14 protein-coding genes are annotated in these 17,696 nt (G+C 45.3%); 4 read left to right on the forward strand and 10 right to left on the reverse strand.

Going from position 1 to position 17,696, the window contains the following annotated elements; genetic code table 11:
• Positions 1-19: 19 nt before the first annotated feature.
• Positions 20-1,891, reverse strand: coding sequence for a bifunctional metallophosphatase/5'-nucleotidase (locus ACQCN2_RS20035; protein ID WP_426930727.1), 1,872 nt, complete (start codon positions 1,889-1,891; stop codon positions 20-22).
• A 652-nt stretch (positions 1,892-2,543) separates the two neighbouring features.
• On the opposite strand from ACQCN2_RS20035, the gene ACQCN2_RS20040 reads away from it, so the two are divergent.
• Together ACQCN2_RS20040 and ACQCN2_RS20045 are read left to right on the forward strand one after the other, a co-directional pair.
• Positions 2,544-3,782, forward strand: coding sequence for an MFS transporter (locus ACQCN2_RS20040; protein WP_426930728.1), 1,239 nt, complete (start codon positions 2,544-2,546; stop codon positions 3,780-3,782).
• Positions 3,783-4,056: 274 nt separating this feature from the next.
• Complete coding sequence (locus ACQCN2_RS20045) at positions 4,057-5,433, forward strand: HD domain-containing phosphohydrolase (protein WP_426930729.1); 1,377 nt, start codon at positions 4,057-4,059, stop codon at positions 5,431-5,433.
• Between the two features lie 33 nt (positions 5,434-5,466).
• Here the strand turns inward: ACQCN2_RS20045 and ACQCN2_RS20050 are convergent, their stop codons facing one another.
• A complete protein-coding gene (locus tag ACQCN2_RS20050; protein WP_426930730.1) occupies positions 5,467-5,967 on the reverse strand; it encodes a hypothetical protein in 501 nt (166 codons plus the stop codon).
• 20 nt (positions 5,968-5,987) lie between these two features.
• Positions 5,988-7,064, reverse strand: a complete 1,077-nt coding sequence (locus ACQCN2_RS20055; RefSeq protein ID WP_426930731.1) for a M42 family metallopeptidase — start codon at positions 7,062-7,064, stop codon at positions 5,988-5,990.
• Positions 7,065-7,208: 144 nt separating this feature from the next.
• On the opposite strand from ACQCN2_RS20055, the gene ACQCN2_RS20060 reads away from it, so the two are divergent.
• Complete coding sequence (locus ACQCN2_RS20060) at positions 7,209-8,483, forward strand: BaiN/RdsA family NAD(P)/FAD-dependent oxidoreductase (protein ID WP_426930732.1); 1,275 nt, start codon at positions 7,209-7,211, stop codon at positions 8,481-8,483.
• Between the two features lie 191 nt (positions 8,484-8,674).
• On the opposite strand, the gene ACQCN2_RS20065 is transcribed toward ACQCN2_RS20060, so the two are convergent.
• From ACQCN2_RS20065 to ACQCN2_RS20095, 7 genes are all read right to left on the reverse strand, one after another.
• Positions 8,675-8,980 (reverse strand): hypothetical protein, encoded by a 306-nt coding sequence (locus tag ACQCN2_RS20065; protein ID WP_426930733.1) that lies wholly within the window; start codon positions 8,978-8,980, stop codon positions 8,675-8,677.
• 131 nt (positions 8,981-9,111) lie between these two features.
• Positions 9,112-10,230: a type II asparaginase gene (locus ACQCN2_RS20070; protein WP_426930734.1), complete on the reverse strand. Its 1,119-nt coding sequence runs from the start codon at positions 10,228-10,230 to the stop codon at positions 9,112-9,114.
• Positions 10,231-10,488: 258 nt separating this feature from the next.
• Positions 10,489-12,450 (reverse strand): methyl-accepting chemotaxis protein, encoded by a 1,962-nt coding sequence (locus ACQCN2_RS20075; RefSeq protein ID WP_426930735.1) that lies wholly within the window; start codon positions 12,448-12,450, stop codon positions 10,489-10,491.
• Positions 12,451-12,719: 269 nt separating this feature from the next.
• Positions 12,720-12,926, reverse strand: coding sequence for a hypothetical protein (locus ACQCN2_RS20080; RefSeq protein ID WP_426930736.1), 207 nt, complete (start codon positions 12,924-12,926; stop codon positions 12,720-12,722).
• Positions 12,923-15,301: a septation ring formation regulator EzrA gene (locus ACQCN2_RS20085; protein ID WP_426930737.1), complete on the reverse strand. Its 2,379-nt coding sequence runs from the start codon at positions 15,299-15,301 to the stop codon at positions 12,923-12,925. Before ACQCN2_RS20085 ends, ACQCN2_RS20080 begins: the two co-directional genes overlap by 4 nt.
• Positions 15,302-15,307: 6 nt before the next feature.
• A complete protein-coding gene (gene refZ / locus ACQCN2_RS20090; RefSeq protein ID WP_426930738.1) occupies positions 15,308-15,970 on the reverse strand; it encodes a forespore capture DNA-binding protein RefZ in 663 nt (220 codons plus the stop codon).
• Positions 15,942-16,664, reverse strand: a complete 723-nt coding sequence (locus ACQCN2_RS20095) for a TVP38/TMEM64 family protein (protein ID WP_426930739.1) — start codon at positions 16,662-16,664, stop codon at positions 15,942-15,944. Before ACQCN2_RS20095 ends, refZ begins: the two co-directional genes overlap by 29 nt.
• Before the next feature lie 159 nt (positions 16,665-16,823).
• Between ACQCN2_RS20095 and ACQCN2_RS20100 the strand changes: the two genes are divergently transcribed.
• On the forward strand, positions 16,824-17,645 hold the full coding sequence (locus ACQCN2_RS20100) for an endonuclease/exonuclease/phosphatase family protein (RefSeq protein ID WP_426930740.1): 822 nt from the start codon (positions 16,824-16,826) through the stop codon (positions 17,643-17,645).
• The last annotated feature ends 51 nt before the right edge of the window (positions 17,646-17,696 follow it).

Here is a 17,696-nt window from a genome sequence, read left to right on the forward strand (position 1 = left end):
CTACCTCTGTTAGCTTCGCTTATTTTTTCACAGATACAATGCGGTTTTCTACTTGCGGTTTAATTGTTTTTTGCTGCATCAAAGCTTCTTCCACGACATCATACAGCGTAAGACCCGTATTGAAGAAGTTTTTCTTCAACGCTTCGTAGCCGTCTCCACCGGAAACAATGAAGTCGTTGGTTGCGACTTTATACGTTTTGGTCAAATCGAGCGGTTGTCCAGCCACTTTCACTTCAACCAAACGTGATCCAGCTGGTTTGGAAGGATCGTAGCTAAACGACATGCCACTGATTTGCGGGAAGCGGCCGGCTCCGGTCTCCACTTGGCTAACGCCATTTTCCAAAGCCTTTTTCAGTTCTTCACCTGTCGCTTCTACGACTACCAATGTGTTCGGGAATGGAAGCATGGAATACAGGTCTTTCTTCGTAATGTCCCCTGCTTTCAGCTGAACACGAATTCCACCAGCATTGGTTAAAGCGACATCTGCTTCATGTCCTTTGATCGTTTTGCTTTTTGCGAGCATGGTATCGGCGATGAAGTTACCTACATTGGTTTCACGCGTCCGTACCAGCGTGCGATCTCCATCCAAATCCACTTCCGATTTGCCGATAACCACATTCATAACACTGTCAATCTTCGCGACAACCTCTTTGACCATTTTATCCACTTCTGGATCGGCTTGAACTTTATCGCTGTACTCCAACAGACCTCCGCTAAATCCTACCAGTTTATCGTGGTAGTAATACAAGTCAGCGCGGCCAAGAGATTTGCCGTACTCCCAATCTTGTACAATGTATGTACCGTTGACTTTTTCAGGTTCTTTCAAAGCGGTATGTGAATGTCCGCCGATAATGAGATCAATGCCCGGTACAGCTTTCGCCAGTTCTCGGTCTACATCAATCCCAATATGAGAAACGACAATCACGTGATCCGCCTGTTTTTTCAGCTCTGGCACAATTTTCTTGGCTACTTCCACTGGACTTTTAAAGGTCAAGCCTTTTACGTTATCCGGGTGTGTCAGAACTGGCGTATCTTCCGCGACAAAGCCTACAAACGCGTATTTTTTACCGCCAATTACTGTGGTGTATGTAGGAACCAATAAGGTTTTTCCGTCAGCTGTGTACACGTTGGAGGAGATAATCGGGTGTTTGACCATGTCTTTCAGCTTCAATAATTGCTGATAACCAAAGTCAAATTCATGGTTTCCTGCCGCTTGTGCGTTGTAATTCAGGTAGTTGAGGATTGGCACGATAGATTCGCCTTTGAACTGATTTACGAACACCGTTCCTTGGAAGGTATCCCCCGCGTCCATGAGCAAGAAGTTCGAATTTTCCGCGCGCCATTCTTTAACCAGTGTCGCAATCTTGGCATAACCAAACTCTTTGCCGTTCGCGTTATCCTCAATATGACCATGTACATCGTTCGTGTGGGCAATTGTTACATGAGTAGTGATCGCCTCGCCCAATGCTTGATAGAAGTCTTTATGGGTTACTTTTGCCGCATCTGTCAGCTTTAACTCGATGCCGACTCTCTTGGCGATTTTAGTCAACTCGGCAGACGACACAGTCGCGTTAGGCAGTCTCACCTGATTATCAGCAATGACTCCTTTTCCTTTTGCCCAGAGCAGGTAAGGGGTCGCCCAATGACCGGATTTGCCCTTCTCAATCTTAACGTCTTTCACCCTGGACAGGATCGTTACAACCTCAGCGAGTGTTACAGGCTTGTCTATCTGCTGGTCACCAGTCGCGCTTCCAGAGAGGAGATGTTCATTGACCATCCAATCTGCATGAGACACCGGATGGAGCGGAGCGGCCAACACAGAACCTGCCATCAAACTTGCACCAAGAACACCAGCGATAAGTGAAAACCCTACGCGATTCAAAACTTTCACAATTTTACCCCCTTGACTCCCTATAATTCTTATATTTGCTAGGTTGAGTATACCAAATATTTACCATGGAAACAGCCCCCATCGACACAATTGGTCAATAGAGGGCTGGCGAGTCAGCGCCTAGACAGTCGCCGACTAATGTGGGTTGCGTTCATCACCATGACGTCAATAAATAAATTGACCATCATGGGATCTTGTAAAACATCATGGAAAACTTTGGGGTTCTGTCGAAAAAATGCTTCATTTGCTTTCACCCAGCTGCGAAAGCCCGAGTTGCTTTTATAATACTGGTTTAATCTGTGCATAGGATCTCTTGAACGCAAGGCCATCACTCCCTAACTGGTCTTACTCGATTCCGTCATCAAAAAAGACAGAGATTAGAAAGATGATTAGCAAGATCCAGATAATAATTTCGAAGCCTTCAAATTCAAACAGTCTGCGCATCACCTATCACCCCTCAAGACCGATTCACTCTACACCTACTGAACAGTATAGGTATATGTGACGTTTGGGTAATTGGCTTTAGACGTGTGTCCCTATACGCCTACAAATCCGCTTATGCCCACACAGCGTGAAAGTCTTGATGAATAAAAACATGCCTGTTTTCACATTACTAACGTGCAAGCTGCTGGTAGAAAGGACAAGACATTGGATGCCTATGACAAACAATCACCTCCTATCCAACCGCACGTTTATTGTGCTGCTTATTACTGCTTTATTTATGCACTTAGCTACCTATTTGGTGATTCCGCTTTTCCCTATTTTCTTGGAGAAAACGAGCCATTTCTCATTGTCTGAGGTAGGGCTCGTCCTTGGTGTTGGGAGTGTAGCTTTTCAGTTGGGAAGTTTGTCAGGAGGGTTCTTGTCCGATCGTTGGGGCAAGCGCAATGTCATGTTAGTCGGTACGCTTATTCAAATGGTGGCTATGGTTGGATACAGCCAAAGTTCCCTTTACGTCTGGTTTCTGCTCTTCTCTGGTCTGAATGGGGTGGGGACAGGATTTTTGGCTCCTACACTAAAAGCGATGATCTCTCAAGTTGTAGATGAAACAGAGCGGACGACCGCTTTCTCCTGGCGAGGAATCGCCGCCAATCTGGGAATCATTCTGGGTGGCTTATTGATTACCGTATTCGCTCTTGGGGCGACCAAAAAGATCTTCTTATACTCCGCGGGCACCCTAGCTGTTCTGGCGGTTCTTACATTTTTCGCTCTCCCCAATGATCGCTGCCAAGGAGAGCAATGCAAACCGATCCCTTTAAGCGAATACAAGGAGATTCTGAAACATCGGAGTTTCCTCTTCTTTTCTGGTGTCTCATTGTTTATTTGGGCACTCTATGCTCAGTTGGCTTTGTTTTTGCCGCTAAGAGCTGACTATGTGCTTCATTCCACCGCTTCCATCGGTCTCATCTGGACCATTAACTCTATAGTCGTTGTCTTGTTTCAAGGACCCATCTCACGGTTCGTTCTACAACGGATTAATCCTTACATCGCCTTGGTTGTGGGAACCGGATTTCTTGGAGCTGGCCTGTTTTTTCTTGGCTGGTCCTCTAACTTCGTGAGCATAAGCGCCTCCGCCATTACCTTTATTGTCGGAGAGATGCTGTTCTTGCCCGTGCTGGATAGTCTAGTTGGTCACTTCGCCAGTCCCAAGTGGATGGGCGCTTATTTCGGGATTGCCAATGTCGTCTCAGGTATTGGGAGTGCCATTGGCAACATCTCAGGTGGTGCCATCATGCAGAGATTTGGCGGAGTTGGCAGCCAGATTCCATGGTTGATTTACGGCTTTTTGACTGTGCTGATTGTAGCGATTCTCGGTCTATTTGCCGCCTACGCCATGCGTCGTCACCATGGAAATAGATACAAACTAACCCACAGAGAAAAAGCAAAATAGGAAGGAGCGAGGAAAATGGCAAACAAAACTCCACAAAAGCAGAACAAAACGGTTCAAAATGAAGAAAAACGCCCCGGCTACGGCGATAAAAAATTAGAAGGACCAAACCGTCCATCAACCTAATCGTTCGTAAGCGCTTCTGCAGATCAAGCGGAAGCGCTTTTTTTTATTCATCTTTTTACGATTTCGTGAGGGATGTTGAACGTTTAGACTTTTTGCCCTATTATGAGTAAAAGGTGATAATTTTTGACAATTTCCGAGGAAAGGAAGTGAGATGTTGCCCAATCGTTCATTTTTTAAATCTTACACAAACTTCATTATTTTACTTCCAATCCTCTTCAGTCTCATTGTATATGTAGGTTATTCTCAGGCGAAAACTCAATACCAACAAGCAGGCCTCCGCAATCTGGACAGGCAGTTGAATGTCATCACGAAAGTCGCCAATCAATACGATCTTCAAGTAAAAAATCAGCAAATTACCTTGGCGCAGGCTCAAACCATCCTCAAAAATACCTTAAGCGGACCTATGCTGCCAAATGGAACCCGCGATATCTCCAAGCTGGATATTACGTTAGGCCCCGGTGACTATTTATTTATTCTCAATTCCAAGGGCGATGTGATATTGCATCCCCAACTGGAAGGAAAAAATGCTTACAATCTCCAAACTCCTGATGGCCGTTATCTGATCCGAGAAATGATCGAACACCCCGAAAATACTCTCTACTACACCTGGAAAAATTCAAACGAAGAAAACCCAAGAGAGAAAATTGCGGTCATCCGCTACTTCCCGAATTGGGATTGGTACATAGCAATCTCCACCTATAATGAAAACTTCTTCGGAATGTATAATAACATCAAATATTTGTTGATCTTTTTGGTTGCAGGCAGTTACATCATCACCGCCTTTTTGTTCTATAACGCTTGGCGCAAAGAAAAAGCACTCCTTCAATCAACGAATGTCAGCAAGCAACTGGCTTACGCCAATCAAAATATCTTAAAAACGTTAGCGGTGGCCCTAGAAGAAAGAGACGCTTATACATCCGGCCATTCCCAGCGTGTTGCCTATTACATGAAATTGATCGCGACGCATATGGCTTTGAGCAAAGAGTTCATTGATACCATCTACACAGGCGGACTGCTCCATGATATCGGTAAAATAGGAATAGAAGACAATATCCTGTTAAAGCCCGGTCGACTTACGCAAGAAGAATTCGAAATTATTAAAACACATCCGGTACGCGGTGAAGCACTTCTGCGAAAACTATACGCGCAGGTAAGCGATCAAGATGACGCTCAAATCAAAACCATCCTGGAAATCACTCGCCATCACCACGAACGCTTTGACGGACGAGGTTACCCCGATCAATTAAAAGAGCACCAAATCCCGCTTGTGGCTAGAATTGCAGCGGTTGCCGATTCTTTTGACGCGATGACTTCCAATCGTTCCTATCGCAAAGGACTGTCTTTTTCCAAAGCATGTTCAGAGATCCACATGAACAGCGGTTCACAGTTCTGCCCAACAGTAGTTGAAGCCTTCTTTCATTGCATTAACGAACAAAATTTCTTTCACGCTCATCAAATTACCTGGGCGAACGAAATTTTACTGCAACGCTTTCAAGAAACCGAGGTTGCAGTAGCCGCTCAACAATAAGAAGGCCCAGGGAGGATTCCCCGGGCCTTTTGCTTATTTTCGGATCACTTCATAGGGTACTTGCGCATCCGTCAGCTGTTGATAAAAATGTTCTTCTTCCTCAAGCGGAATCCGCAGCAGCAAGTATTGGCTAAAATAAAAAACCACGCGCGCCTGCTCTTCTTCCATCAAGGAATAATGCGGGAGTCTGGCCAGATCATCCACGTAGTAGAAGAAATTGTACCGTTCCTCATTCATCTCTGAGCGAAACGTTCTGCTGACAACCGTTGACCCCTGTATATTGTCCCGCAAATTCTCCTTGGTGACGCCAAGCAGTCGCAGGAATTCTCCGGCCCGTTTCCCGAGGGTCTCGGCCAGCATCCGATCGTTGTATTCTACTTCCAAATGGGTTAAGCGTTCTCGCACACTCGAAAGCATCGCCATGAATACTTTGCGCACAACCAGATTGCCTGAGGCAAATTTATTGTCGTAGAAGCTGTACTCAAGTAACGCATTGCCCTCTGATTCACGCCTGGAGAATACAATTCCCTGCATCTTGGTTAACTGCCTCCTGCCTAACGGGCTTTAATTGCCTCAAGAGTTGCCGCATCCAGCTTCTTGATCGCTGCGAACAATAGTCGTTTCGCCGCGTTGTAATCATCCTGATGCATGATGGAAGCGTGGCTGTGAATATAACGAGACGGAATTCCGATAACCGCGGATGGTACCCCTTGACCATGCAAATGCACGGATCCGGCGTCTGTTCCACCTTGCGAGATAAAGAATTGATACTTAATGCCTTCTTGCTCACACAAATCGATCAGAAAATCACGCAGCCCTGGCAACATGACCATTGTTCTGTCATAGATACGCATAAGCAGTCCATCGCCAAGCTTACCCATTCCGTCTGTCACGCCTGGAATATCCCCAGCAGGACTTGCATCCAATGCCAAGAACAAGTCAGGGTTAATCAGGTTGGCGGCGGTTTTGGCTCCGCGTAATCCTACCTCTTCCTGAACCGTTGCGCCAGCGTAGACGACGTTCGGATGTGCTGGATTTTCGTGCAATTCTTTCAACAATTCGACGGACAACGAGCATCCATAGCGATTATCCCAAGCCTTGGCCATGATTTTCTTTTCGTTAGCCAATACGGTGAATGGGCAGATCGGAACGACTTGCTGACCTGGTTTAATTCCGATCTTTTCAGCGTCTTCCTTGGAGTCTGCGCCAATATCAATGTACATATTCTTGATGTCCATTGGACGATTGCGTACATCATCGCTTAAGACATGCGGTGGAATGGAGCTGATAACCCCGATGACTGGGCCTTTTTCCGTGATGATCTGGACACGTTGGGCCAATAGAACCTGTCCCCACCAGCCTCCGAGCGGTTGAAAAGACAAAAATCCTTTTTCTGAAATGCGCGTCACCATAAATCCTACTTCATCCATGTGACCCGCAACCATGATTCTGGGTCCAGCTTCATTTCCTTGCTTGATCCCAAAAATACTTCCCAGATTATCCGTCACGATTTGATCCGTGTAACTTGATATGTATTCGCGCATGATTTTGCGTACTTCGCCTTCAAAGCCAGGTGCTCCCGGTGCCTCTGTCAGCCGTTTCCACAATTCCAGTTGAAAATTGTCAGTCATGAAATAGCCGCCCCTTTACCAAATTTTTTAATCGATCAGTTCCTTTTCATTATCGTTCACTCTCTATATGATTGCAACTCGTTTGCAGGCTGAACGCAACTTCGGCTATCATAAGAGATACCATGAATTAAAGGCAGGTACAATATGAAAGCGTATGATTTTGATGTGATTGTGATTGGCGGTGGACCAGCAGGCTTGATGGCTTCCTACTCCGCCGCAAATCAGGGGGCTCGCGTATGCCTCGTGGAAAAAGGAGAGAAGCTCGGCCGAAAGCTGATTATCTCAGGCGGTGGGCGTTGCAATGTCACCAACGCCAAGGAATTGGATGAGTTAATTAAAATGATGCCGGGTAACGGAAGGTTCATGTATAGCGCGCTGACTCAGTTCGGAAACCAGGAGGTTATCTCGTTTTTTGAGAGCCTGGGCGTCCGGCTAAAAGAAGAAGACAACGGTCGGATGTTCCCTGTTTCGGATAAAGCAACCAGTGTAGCCAATGCCTTAATTAATCAATTGAAAAATAAATCGGTGGAAATCAGGCTGAATAGTCCTGTGGAGCAGGTCTTGTACGAGGATGGGGTATGCCGTGGCGTTTTGCTGAAGAATGGTGATCGCTTAAACTCCCACAGTGTGATCATTGCCGTTGGCGGAGCCTCTGTCCCTCAAACCGGTTCTACCGGGGACGGCTATCACTGGGCGCGTGAGGCTGGACATACCATAACAGAGCTGTACCCTACTGAGGTACCTTTGGTTGCAAACGATTCTTACATACGAAACAAACAGTTGCAAGGTCTCTCGTTACGCAATGTCACGCTTACGCTTTTCGATCCCAAGGGAAAAAAGGTTTCCAGTCAAACAGGTGATATGATCTTCACTCATTTGGGTTTGTCTGGACCTGCTGCCCTTCGAATGGGGCACTACGTGTCGATTACGCAGAAAAAGCATGGACATGTTCCGCTTTCGCTCTTCATTGACCTCATGAACGATCAGTCCGAGGATGAGCTGATGAAAACCACGTGGAGCATGCTGGAAGAACAACCAAAGAAAGCCGTAAAAAATGTGCTCAAAGGCTTCCTCCCCGAACGCCTTATCCCAGTACTCTTGCAGTTAGCCGATATTCCAGAAGAAACGACACTCTCCCATTTATCAAAAAAAAGCTGGCAAAGCTTCGTGCACTTCATCAAGGCATTCCCTGTTACCGTCATCAAGACTTTAACGTTGGAAGAGGCGTTCATTACAGGCGGCGGCGTAAGCGTCAAGGAAATCGATCCCAAGACCATGCAGTCCAAGCTGATTGAAGGTTTATTCTTCGCGGGTGAAGTGATGGACGTGCATGCGCACACGGGCGGCTATAACATTACAATTGCCTTTTCTTCCGGATATATCGCTGGTTTGAACAGTGCCAAACTCGTAGAAAAATAGAATCCACCAGGTTTAAGATTTAGAGAATTGGGTAATATGAAAGTAAGGTACTCTTCTTCCAGAAGAGCGATTCAGAACCCTACTCCCCCTAAAAGTAGTCGGTTGCTGATTCACACACCTCTACTCCCTTTATCTCTTGGAGCGTCGAGCAGTTGGACGCTCATTTTTTTTGAAAAAGATAAGAAGGACTATCAAAATTGACCAATAAAGCTAAAAGCCAGAATTAATAGGTAAAAACCCCCAATAATTACTACACATCCAACCACAAGGTTATATCGTTTTTTAATAGGATTAAAATGTTCCTTTAAATCTGTGATTGGCTGCTCTTCTGTTTTCAAAGTATCAGAACTTGCGGAACCTATATATCCTAAGAGACCTAAAACTAAACCAATTAACCCGAAAGAACTGCTAGTTATCGTATGCGAAAGACGCAAAATAATGGCTAATAACGCTATTATTGGTACTACAACAAGAAGAAAATATTCTTTTATTTTCATTTGTATCCCCAAATTTTTTTATAATGTTCAGCTTTTAATATCCATTCTATTATAACCCAAGTAACTATTTTAACAGAGCCTAAAAAAAACAAGCCGGACGAGAATATCCGGCTTGTTTTCATTTAAATATTTTAATATTGTTCGAACATGCGTTGAATTTCATTTACATTATTGGTTTTGGTCAATGCGAGCATCAGTAGAATCCGAGCTTTTTGTGGGTTCAAGGTATCAGAAGTTACGAATCCATATTTGTCATCATCCGCTTCGTGCGTAGTGACACCACTACCTACACGGGAAGAGCGTACAACGACCACGCCCGCTTTTTTGGCGTCCAGAAGTCCTTCTTGAGTTTCTGGGAAGACGCTTCCGTTTCCTGTACCCGCATGGATAATTCCTTTAGCGCCCGCTTTTACAGCTGCATCCACAAAAATGCGGCTGTCTTGCTCATGTCCATACACGATTTCTACACGAGGCAAAGTGGTAAGATTGGACACATCAAACTCTGATTGGGTGGTATGTTTTTTGATCGATTCTTTGTAGAAATATGGCTTACCGCTGATCATGTACCCCAAGAATCCAAAATCTTGTGATTTAAAGGTGTCAACATTGGTTGTATTGGTTTTGGTAATATCTCGCGCGCCGTTAATTTGGTCGTCCAAGCAAGCAAGAACACCTTTTCCTTTCGCTTCTGGACTAGCCGCAAGGGAAACAGCGTTATACAGATTCATTGGACCATCAGCGCTAGTTGCTGTCGCTGGTCTCATGGAACCTACTAAGACAACTGGTTTATCGCTTTTTACCACGAGGTTGAGGAAGTAGGCTGTTTCTTCGAGTGTGTCAGTACCGTGTGTAATTACGATTCCATCGACATCTTTTTGCGCCAATAATTCATTGACACGTTTGGCAAGTTTCAACCAGATTTCATTCGTCATTGCGGAGCTGTCAATTTTGGCGATTTGCTCACCTGTTATATTGGCTTGCTTCTCCAGACCTGGAACTGCTTTAATCAGTGCGTCTACTCCCAGTACACCAGCTTGATAACCGGTTGTTTGTGTATTACTGGTTCCGGCACCTGCAATTGTTCCGCCAGTCGCAAGGATTTTAATATTCGGAAGATGGTTTGCCTGCTCTGTTGCCTTCACTGGTGCTGGTGCAGCGGCTGATGCGTAAGAGATGATTGGTGCCTGGAGGATGGATGCTGTTAATGTTAGAATGACTGCCGAACTAACCGCTTTCTTTGCTAAATTCATTACGATGCGCCTCCGAAATTATGATTTCTTGAGTGTTTTACTCGAAAGTTATTATAAGTGAAAAGATTCACATACGTAATCGGTTTCACCGCATCGTCACTATTTTATAAATAAATAAACTTATTAATCATATGAATAATTAACCAATTTCTCTTACAATATACGGCTCTCTAAATAAATCAAGGTCAACGCATTCATCGCATTGACCTTGATCTTCTCTATTTAATTCATCAATAAAGTATTAAGTACTTCTATCCCTTACAATTTAAATCGATCCACTGATTCTTGCAGACTGTCCGCAATAGATGATAGCGCCGATGAAGAAGCATGGATTTCTTCTGTTGAAGCCAGTTGCTCTTCAGCGGAAGCGGAGATGCTCATTACCCGTTCCAAATTACGCTTTTCTGTCTCCATCGAATGCTCCGCGTTATCGTGAATCCCTTCAATTCCATCTGATATTTGCTGTACAGAAGCGGATACCTCTTGAATTTGCGAACTCACTTTATTCATGGATTGCAGAATGTTTTGGAATGCTCCATCCGCATCATTCACGCTTTGCAACCCATTTGCCACTGCACCTTTACTGCTATTCATCGAACGAGCAGCCAGCTCCATCTCATTTTGAACGGTCTGAATCAAATTTTTGATCTCGTCAGCCGATTTGGAGGATTGCTCCGCTAAATTTCTTACCTCTTGGGCAACAACAGCGAAGCCTTTGCCATGTTCTCCCGCTCTGGCCGCCTCGATCGCCGCATTCAGGGAGAGAAGATTGGTTTGATTCGCAATTTCGGTGATGACACCTACAATTTGATTGATCTCTTTGGAACGGTCATTCAAGCGACTGATGATTTTGGCTAACTCCTCAACGGTTTGCGAAATTGTGCTCATATTCGAAGTGACAATAGAGAGCGCACAATTACCTTGTTCCGTGCTTTCCAGTGTTTGCAAAGAGGTGCTCGAAACCGCTTGAGCGTTGGAGGCAATCTGCTGAATGCCCTTGGTTATTTCTTCAATCGCAAGCGCTATACGTTCAATGCTTTGTGACTGCAACATGGTCTCTTCAGACATCTCTTGCGTCATTGTCGCGACATGTTCGGTAGCAGAACTAGACTGCTCGGCGCTTGCCGTTAATTGCTCAGACGATGAAGCAATCAGATGAGATTTCTCCGTGATCTGGTAAATCACCGTAGAAAGCGATTCGATCATGTGATTAAAGCTGTGTCCAAGGTCGCTAAGTTCGTCTTTTCCATATACCTCGACCCGGGAAGACAGATCGCCGTTTTGCACTTTTCCTGCGACGATTTTCAATTGTTTCAACGGTTCATGGACGGACCTGAGAATCACATACAAAATGAGCAAACCAATGATAATGGAGATCACAATCGTAACAACGGATGCAAAGAAGATCGGATATGCCTCATCCTTAGCCTCCGCCGTGCTCAGCAAGCTGACAACCTTCCAGCCCGTATTCTTGTTGGTACCATAAAAAGCGTGAACTTCCCGACCTTCATCCAGATACTTCACTTCTCCAGAATCGTTGGCCATCATTTGGTTATAGGCTTCTCCCACTGCTTTCTCAGCACTTTTCAGTTTGGGGTGAACGACAACGTTCCCTTGCTTGTCCAAAACGAAGGTATAACCGGTTTTCCCGATTTTGATATTTTTCACCTGATCCGAGAAATTGTTCAGATTGAGGTCAATCCCGACGACACCTGTACCGTCTTCTAAGGTCCTCGCCACCGTCACAACTACAGCGTCGACAGAAGCGGCTTGGTACGGATCGGTGATGACAACCTCACCCTTGTGCTCCATGGCCAGCTTGTACCACGGTCTTTTACGCGGATCATATCCCGCTGGCATCTGTGCTTGCGGAGAGTTAATATATCCACCTTTCTCGTTACCCACAAAGGTGTTCATCAATTCCGCATGCGAAGTTTGGAAGTGATCCAGCTTCTCGACCATCGCGGGTGAATTAAACTCGCTCGATTTCAGTTCATTCGCTAAAAATTGAATACTACTCTCTTCCGGTGTAAATACATTATTGATCACTGTATTTACATTTTCGTTGCCTGACTTCTCCATTCGTGAAATTTGATCTTGGATGCTGTTTTCCGCCACATTGTAAGAGATTCCTCCAAGAGTGCATAATGGAATCAGTAAAAGCAATAGAAACAGCACAGTTAATCTTACTCTCACAGAGACTTGTCTCGCTAGATTCATATTGGCTTCCCTTCTTTTACTCCTCAATTTAGATTTGGATAAGTTTTCTATGTACAATGTATATTGTACAAGAATATGTTCGCCTGAATTTGTCGATCCTATATAATTTATGTGTCAAGTATGTTCAATATTAGAAAAGACTTTCTCCCTCTCCCTCCTCATTTACCCTGTTACCCTTTTGCCGGGGGACTGAAACGTCGAGGGGTTGAAACAATTTTGACGATAAAACAAAAAGTCTAACTCCCTAATTCGAGAGTTAGACTTTTTGCTTATTGCATACTTATGCGATACAACAATGAGATCCCGCAAAGAATAAACGCAAACCCTAGCAAGAAAAATGTATTTGCGCGCTGCTTCACCCGCTGCTCATTACCTGCAAGGTGGGTACGAATCCTCTCTTGCCAACGCTTCGTTCTAGGTTGCCAGATCACTACCACACCTAAGACGATCAGAAACAATGGTAAGGTGTAGGTCATTTCCGTTGATTCTCCTTATTCTTCCGACGCAAGAGCCAACGATTTACTGAAACGCTTGTCTCTGGTTCCCCTTCAATGACCAACCTCGCTTCTTCTGCAAGGTGAAGCGCCTCACTGAACCGAAGCTGCCTAAACGACGCTTCCGCCCTTGTGAGCAATTCGTTCACTTGCCTGTTTTGACGGCGATAGCGATTGGTATACTGGATCGCTCCTTCCGCCAATTGGCAGGTGGAAATCGTGTGAGTAGCCATTTTTTGTGTATGAGCCAAAGCATCATTCGCCTCGGAAAGCAGATAAGCGACCTCATCAAGCGAATAATTGTGACTGTCCATAATCAGCTTCACTCGTCCAAGCGTCTGGACAACCTGTTCAAACAAAAGTTTCAATTCATCAGGCACACCCGGCAAGTAGCTCCGCTTGATTTGTTGGCGAATCCGGACCAATGTTCCTGAAATTCGTTCTATCTCATCCAGCGCATCATCTTCAGAATCAATGAGAATCTCTTCTTCATCTTCCTGTGCATGGTCGCAAACGAGTTCTTCAGGTACATCTGCCTGTTTCGGAATCACTAATTCATATTCGACTTCTTCCGTATGCCCACTAACTGCTGGCTCGTGGGCCGCTATTTCTTCAACCGGCTTGTTCAATAGAATATGCCGTTCCGCAGCGCTCATCTCAGTTGGGAGCTCCTCTTGCTTTGCGTTGTCGCGTAGCGGCTCGTCCATACCCTCCAACTCGTCTTGCTGATGACCTTGAGCTTCTATTTCAGCCTCAGGCAGATTCTCGGTTGCTGGCTCGTCTGGCTGGACTTCCACTTCCTCATTCCCTGATTCTACTGCAGTCTCATCATGGGGTTCGTTCTCCTGGTTACTCACAATCTCACTTGCACAAGCCACTTGTTTCTGTGCTTGCAAGACGGATTCTTCCATCAGGTGATAGATGTGGTCAACCTGAACCTCAAACGCTTTGGCATGCGTTTGCACGAGTGACAGATTCCCCTCTTCCAAAGCAGTTGTGGCCAGTTGATGCAGTTGACGCGCCTGAAGCAGTCCCGTATCGAGCGAGCTCTGATTCAGATCGTATCCATCGCCTACGGCTGCAGAAATATTTTTCTCCAGCTGCTTTAATTCTTCTTTTAAATCCTTGTGAACCAGAGTGATCAAAGGAGGAATCTGATCCAACGAGGCCGTCAACTCTTCTAATACATTCTGGGCCTCGGTCGTTTTATCAAAAGCCTGAACCGCATCTCCTGCGGCAAGCGCTGTCTTCACTTCACTTCGCAGCTTCTCCACTTCATCCAAGTGTTCTTTTAACTCGTGAAAAGAAAGTCCGTAATCCAAACGATAATTGGTCAGCTTCCTTTCCACCGTCTCGAATAGTTTGACGATCTCTGGAATGACCTGTTTGCTCTCTTTTTTCGATTGTACGACCTTGGTTGTATCTTCCTTTAATTCCTGCAATTCATTCTCGATATCTGTCAGAATCTCTTGACCCTCTGACAACAGGCTGCGGGCCGACTGAAAACGAAAGCGTTCACAAGCGTCTTCTGCTTCAAGGATGATCATTTCTATTTCAGGTATGCGAACTCGAAGCATATTCTCTTTGCGATTGGCCAGCATCGCGTAACGCTCTTCTGTCATGCCGGTCGCCTTACGCATCGATTTCTCCACTTCAATCGTTTGGATCTTCTCTACCAGCTCGTCTTTCCAATCCTCAACATCATCTACTTCTGAGAAGATCTTACGACGCCTGATCATGACCACAATCATCCCAATGATGGAGGCAACAATTAGAATGGCAAGTCCATACAGCCACCATGGGAAACCTCCCCAGATCGAATTGCTCTTGCTTGCTGGTGACGTCTCATTCGAAGCCTTCGAGTTCTCCTGTGAAGCTGGCTTACTTGCCAAGCGGGACATTTCGGCATTCACCTCTTTGATGAACAACTCAATGCCCTTCATGTACTCTTTTTGATTGCGATACGGGACGTAGTAAGAGGTCAGCTTATCATGCAGCAATTCCGGCTTGGCCCCTTTTTTCTGTAAAGCGAGACCAGCATAAACCCCTACCTCTTCTGTATTCATGCCAAGAACGATCACCATGGAATCGTCCGTCAGATTGTACTTGTCATACAACTTGTGGGCGTATTCATCTGCTGTCGGCGCTTCTGGCGTGGTGCTTTCAACAACCACGACTTTATAATGATTGGGATACTGGCCAATGGCATCCGTTAATTTTTGTCGATCTTCTTTCTTCATATAGTTGCCTTCGTCTTGTACAACAGCGTCCGTTTTATCTGGAAAAGGAGCGGCGATTGCCGCATTCGGCATGAACAAGAGCCCGGCAAGGCAGGCAATCAGCAATTTTTTCTTCACTTTTGTCTACAACCCCTTTTCATACTCAAACAGTGTTGGCTCTCGTATCAGCAAGGAAGTAATAAATTGAATCGTGGATGATACTAACCATTCACAAAATTCATCAGAATTAGGCTCCAAATAGTAAACTTCTCGAACAGACTGAGGGTTCAGATAAGGATAGACAAGCAAGCTGGTTAAAGACAGCATCAGCTGATCCAGAGGGGCTGGCGCAAACTCTCCATTCACCATTCCCTGCTCCAGTACGGTGGTAAATCCATGCTTCCACCGTTGGATATAGATCGTCATGACTTCCCTCGCCAGCATGGATTCTACACTTAGTTCACGTTGTACCAGTCTGGTTACTTCCGCATGCTCTTTTTGAAAATAAACATATAGATGAATCATCCGCTTCAGCTTGGCAAACGAGCTCGAAAATTGTTCTTTTTGCTCCAGCTCGTCCAGCAGATGAAAAAACTTCTCGAAGTATGTAGCAATCAGAACTTCCAACAAGCCCTTCTTGCCTTGAAAATGGTAAGAAATCAACGCAAGATTGACGTCGGCTGCCTCCGCGATTTGACGGACAGTTGTCCCATCAAACCCTTGAGCATCAAATAACTTGACAGCCGCCGTCAGAATCCGCATCTTGGTTCGTTCTGTTTTACTCTGCTCTTCCCTCTCCCACTGCATCGGAATCATCCTTCCCAATACGGGATCCCTTCGTAGACTCTGCTCTATTCTCGTAGATCTTACCTAATTTAGAACCACCCCACATGAGAAGTCCTAACAAGCTTACCACGACAAAGAATCTAACTTTGTGCTCATGGAAATTGAAGATGTCATGTCCTAAAATGGCTTCCAAGAAGGTCATCGGGAAATTACCAATTAAAGTGGCAAGAGCAAACTGCGCAAAGGATACAGCAGATAATCCAGAGGCAAGGTTGATTGCTCCTGAAGGTAAAACGGGGATTAATCTTGCCATCAAAATAATGCGAAAGCCGCTTTTCTCTGCTTGATCATTCAGCTTTTTAAAGAACGGCAAGTTGCCCACTTTGGCTTGTGCCCACTCGTGCGCCAGATAACGCGCCACCAAAAAGTTGGTGCAAGCGCCAATAACCGCCGCCAAAAACGACAGGATAAAACCGCCAACCGGTCCAAAGACAATCACATTCACTCCCGCCAAGATAAAAAAGGGAACAAATGGGAAATAGGTCTGCAGAGCCGTTAAAACACCGCTAATCAATACGGACAAAATACCGAATGATTTGATATAGGCTGCAATCAGATGAATATCCCTCGTCTGAAGCAAAGCTCCCAACTTGGTTTGAGTAAGTAAGAGGATCACACCAATCACAGCGACTAAAATTACGGCTACTTTCTTCACCCGGTCACCCCCGGAGATTTTTAAGGTCAATCTCATATATTATAGTACAGATTTACTTCCAAAAAAAGCATTCTCCGCTGGTATTTTCGACAATGTTTCCCTCTATTCTCCGGCACTATTCGACAAGTACAATTAGAGATGGGAGAAAAGGAGGATTCGATGCGAAAATATCTGTTGCTCATTTTTGTCGTTGTACTCGGCCTATCCTTGTACTCTAGCCTTTTCCCTACCCTTCCAGCTGTTGATTCGGCAGGTCATTCTACTGTGTCTGACGGCAATAAGCTGGTAGTCGTCACATATAATATTCGAGGATGTCGGGATGACAACGGCGTAGCGGACGTGGAGGCCATTGCCCGAGAATTGAAGGATCTGAATCCTGATATCATCGCTTTGCAAGAAGTGGATGAAGGATTGCCTCGGTCTGGGTTTGTTCACCAGGCGCAGGTTTTGGCTAAGCTGCTGCACATGAATTATGCCTATTCCCCTTCGCTCAACTTCGTCATTGGGACATATGGCAACGCGATTTTAAGTAAATATCCAATCGATTCTAAAAAGTCGTACATGCTGCCATCTTCGCACGAGCAACGCAGCTTGTTGCAGGCCCAGATTAATTTTGACGGTAAACCACTGATGGTGTACGCTACACATCTTGGACTGGATAAATCGGAGCGTGCCTTACAACTGTCAGCGTTATCGGATTATGTAAAAAGGGACAAGGGGAATCGTCCGGCCATTTTACTAGGAGATTTCAATACCGACCAAAAAGATCCGATGCTGCAACCCTTGCGTCAAATCTTAACGGACCCCTTATATACTCAGCACGAACATTTTGCGACGATCGCTGGCAAACCAGTGAGACAAATTGATCATATTTTTATTTCAAAGGACTTTTCCCTCAACTATGCGACGACTACGACTGCAAGCAGGTCCGATCACTATCCGGTTTGCTTTCATCTGGACGTTCCTCCAATAAAAGCCTAAAAAAAGCGTTCCCATGGTTCGGCCGGGAACGCTTTTTGGTATTGGATATAC

It is taken from the genome of Brevibacillus ginsengisoli, from assembly GCF_050113715.1.
Taxonomy (GTDB): Bacteria; Bacillota; Bacilli; order Brevibacillales; family Brevibacillaceae; genus Brevibacillus_H; species Brevibacillus_H ginsengisoli.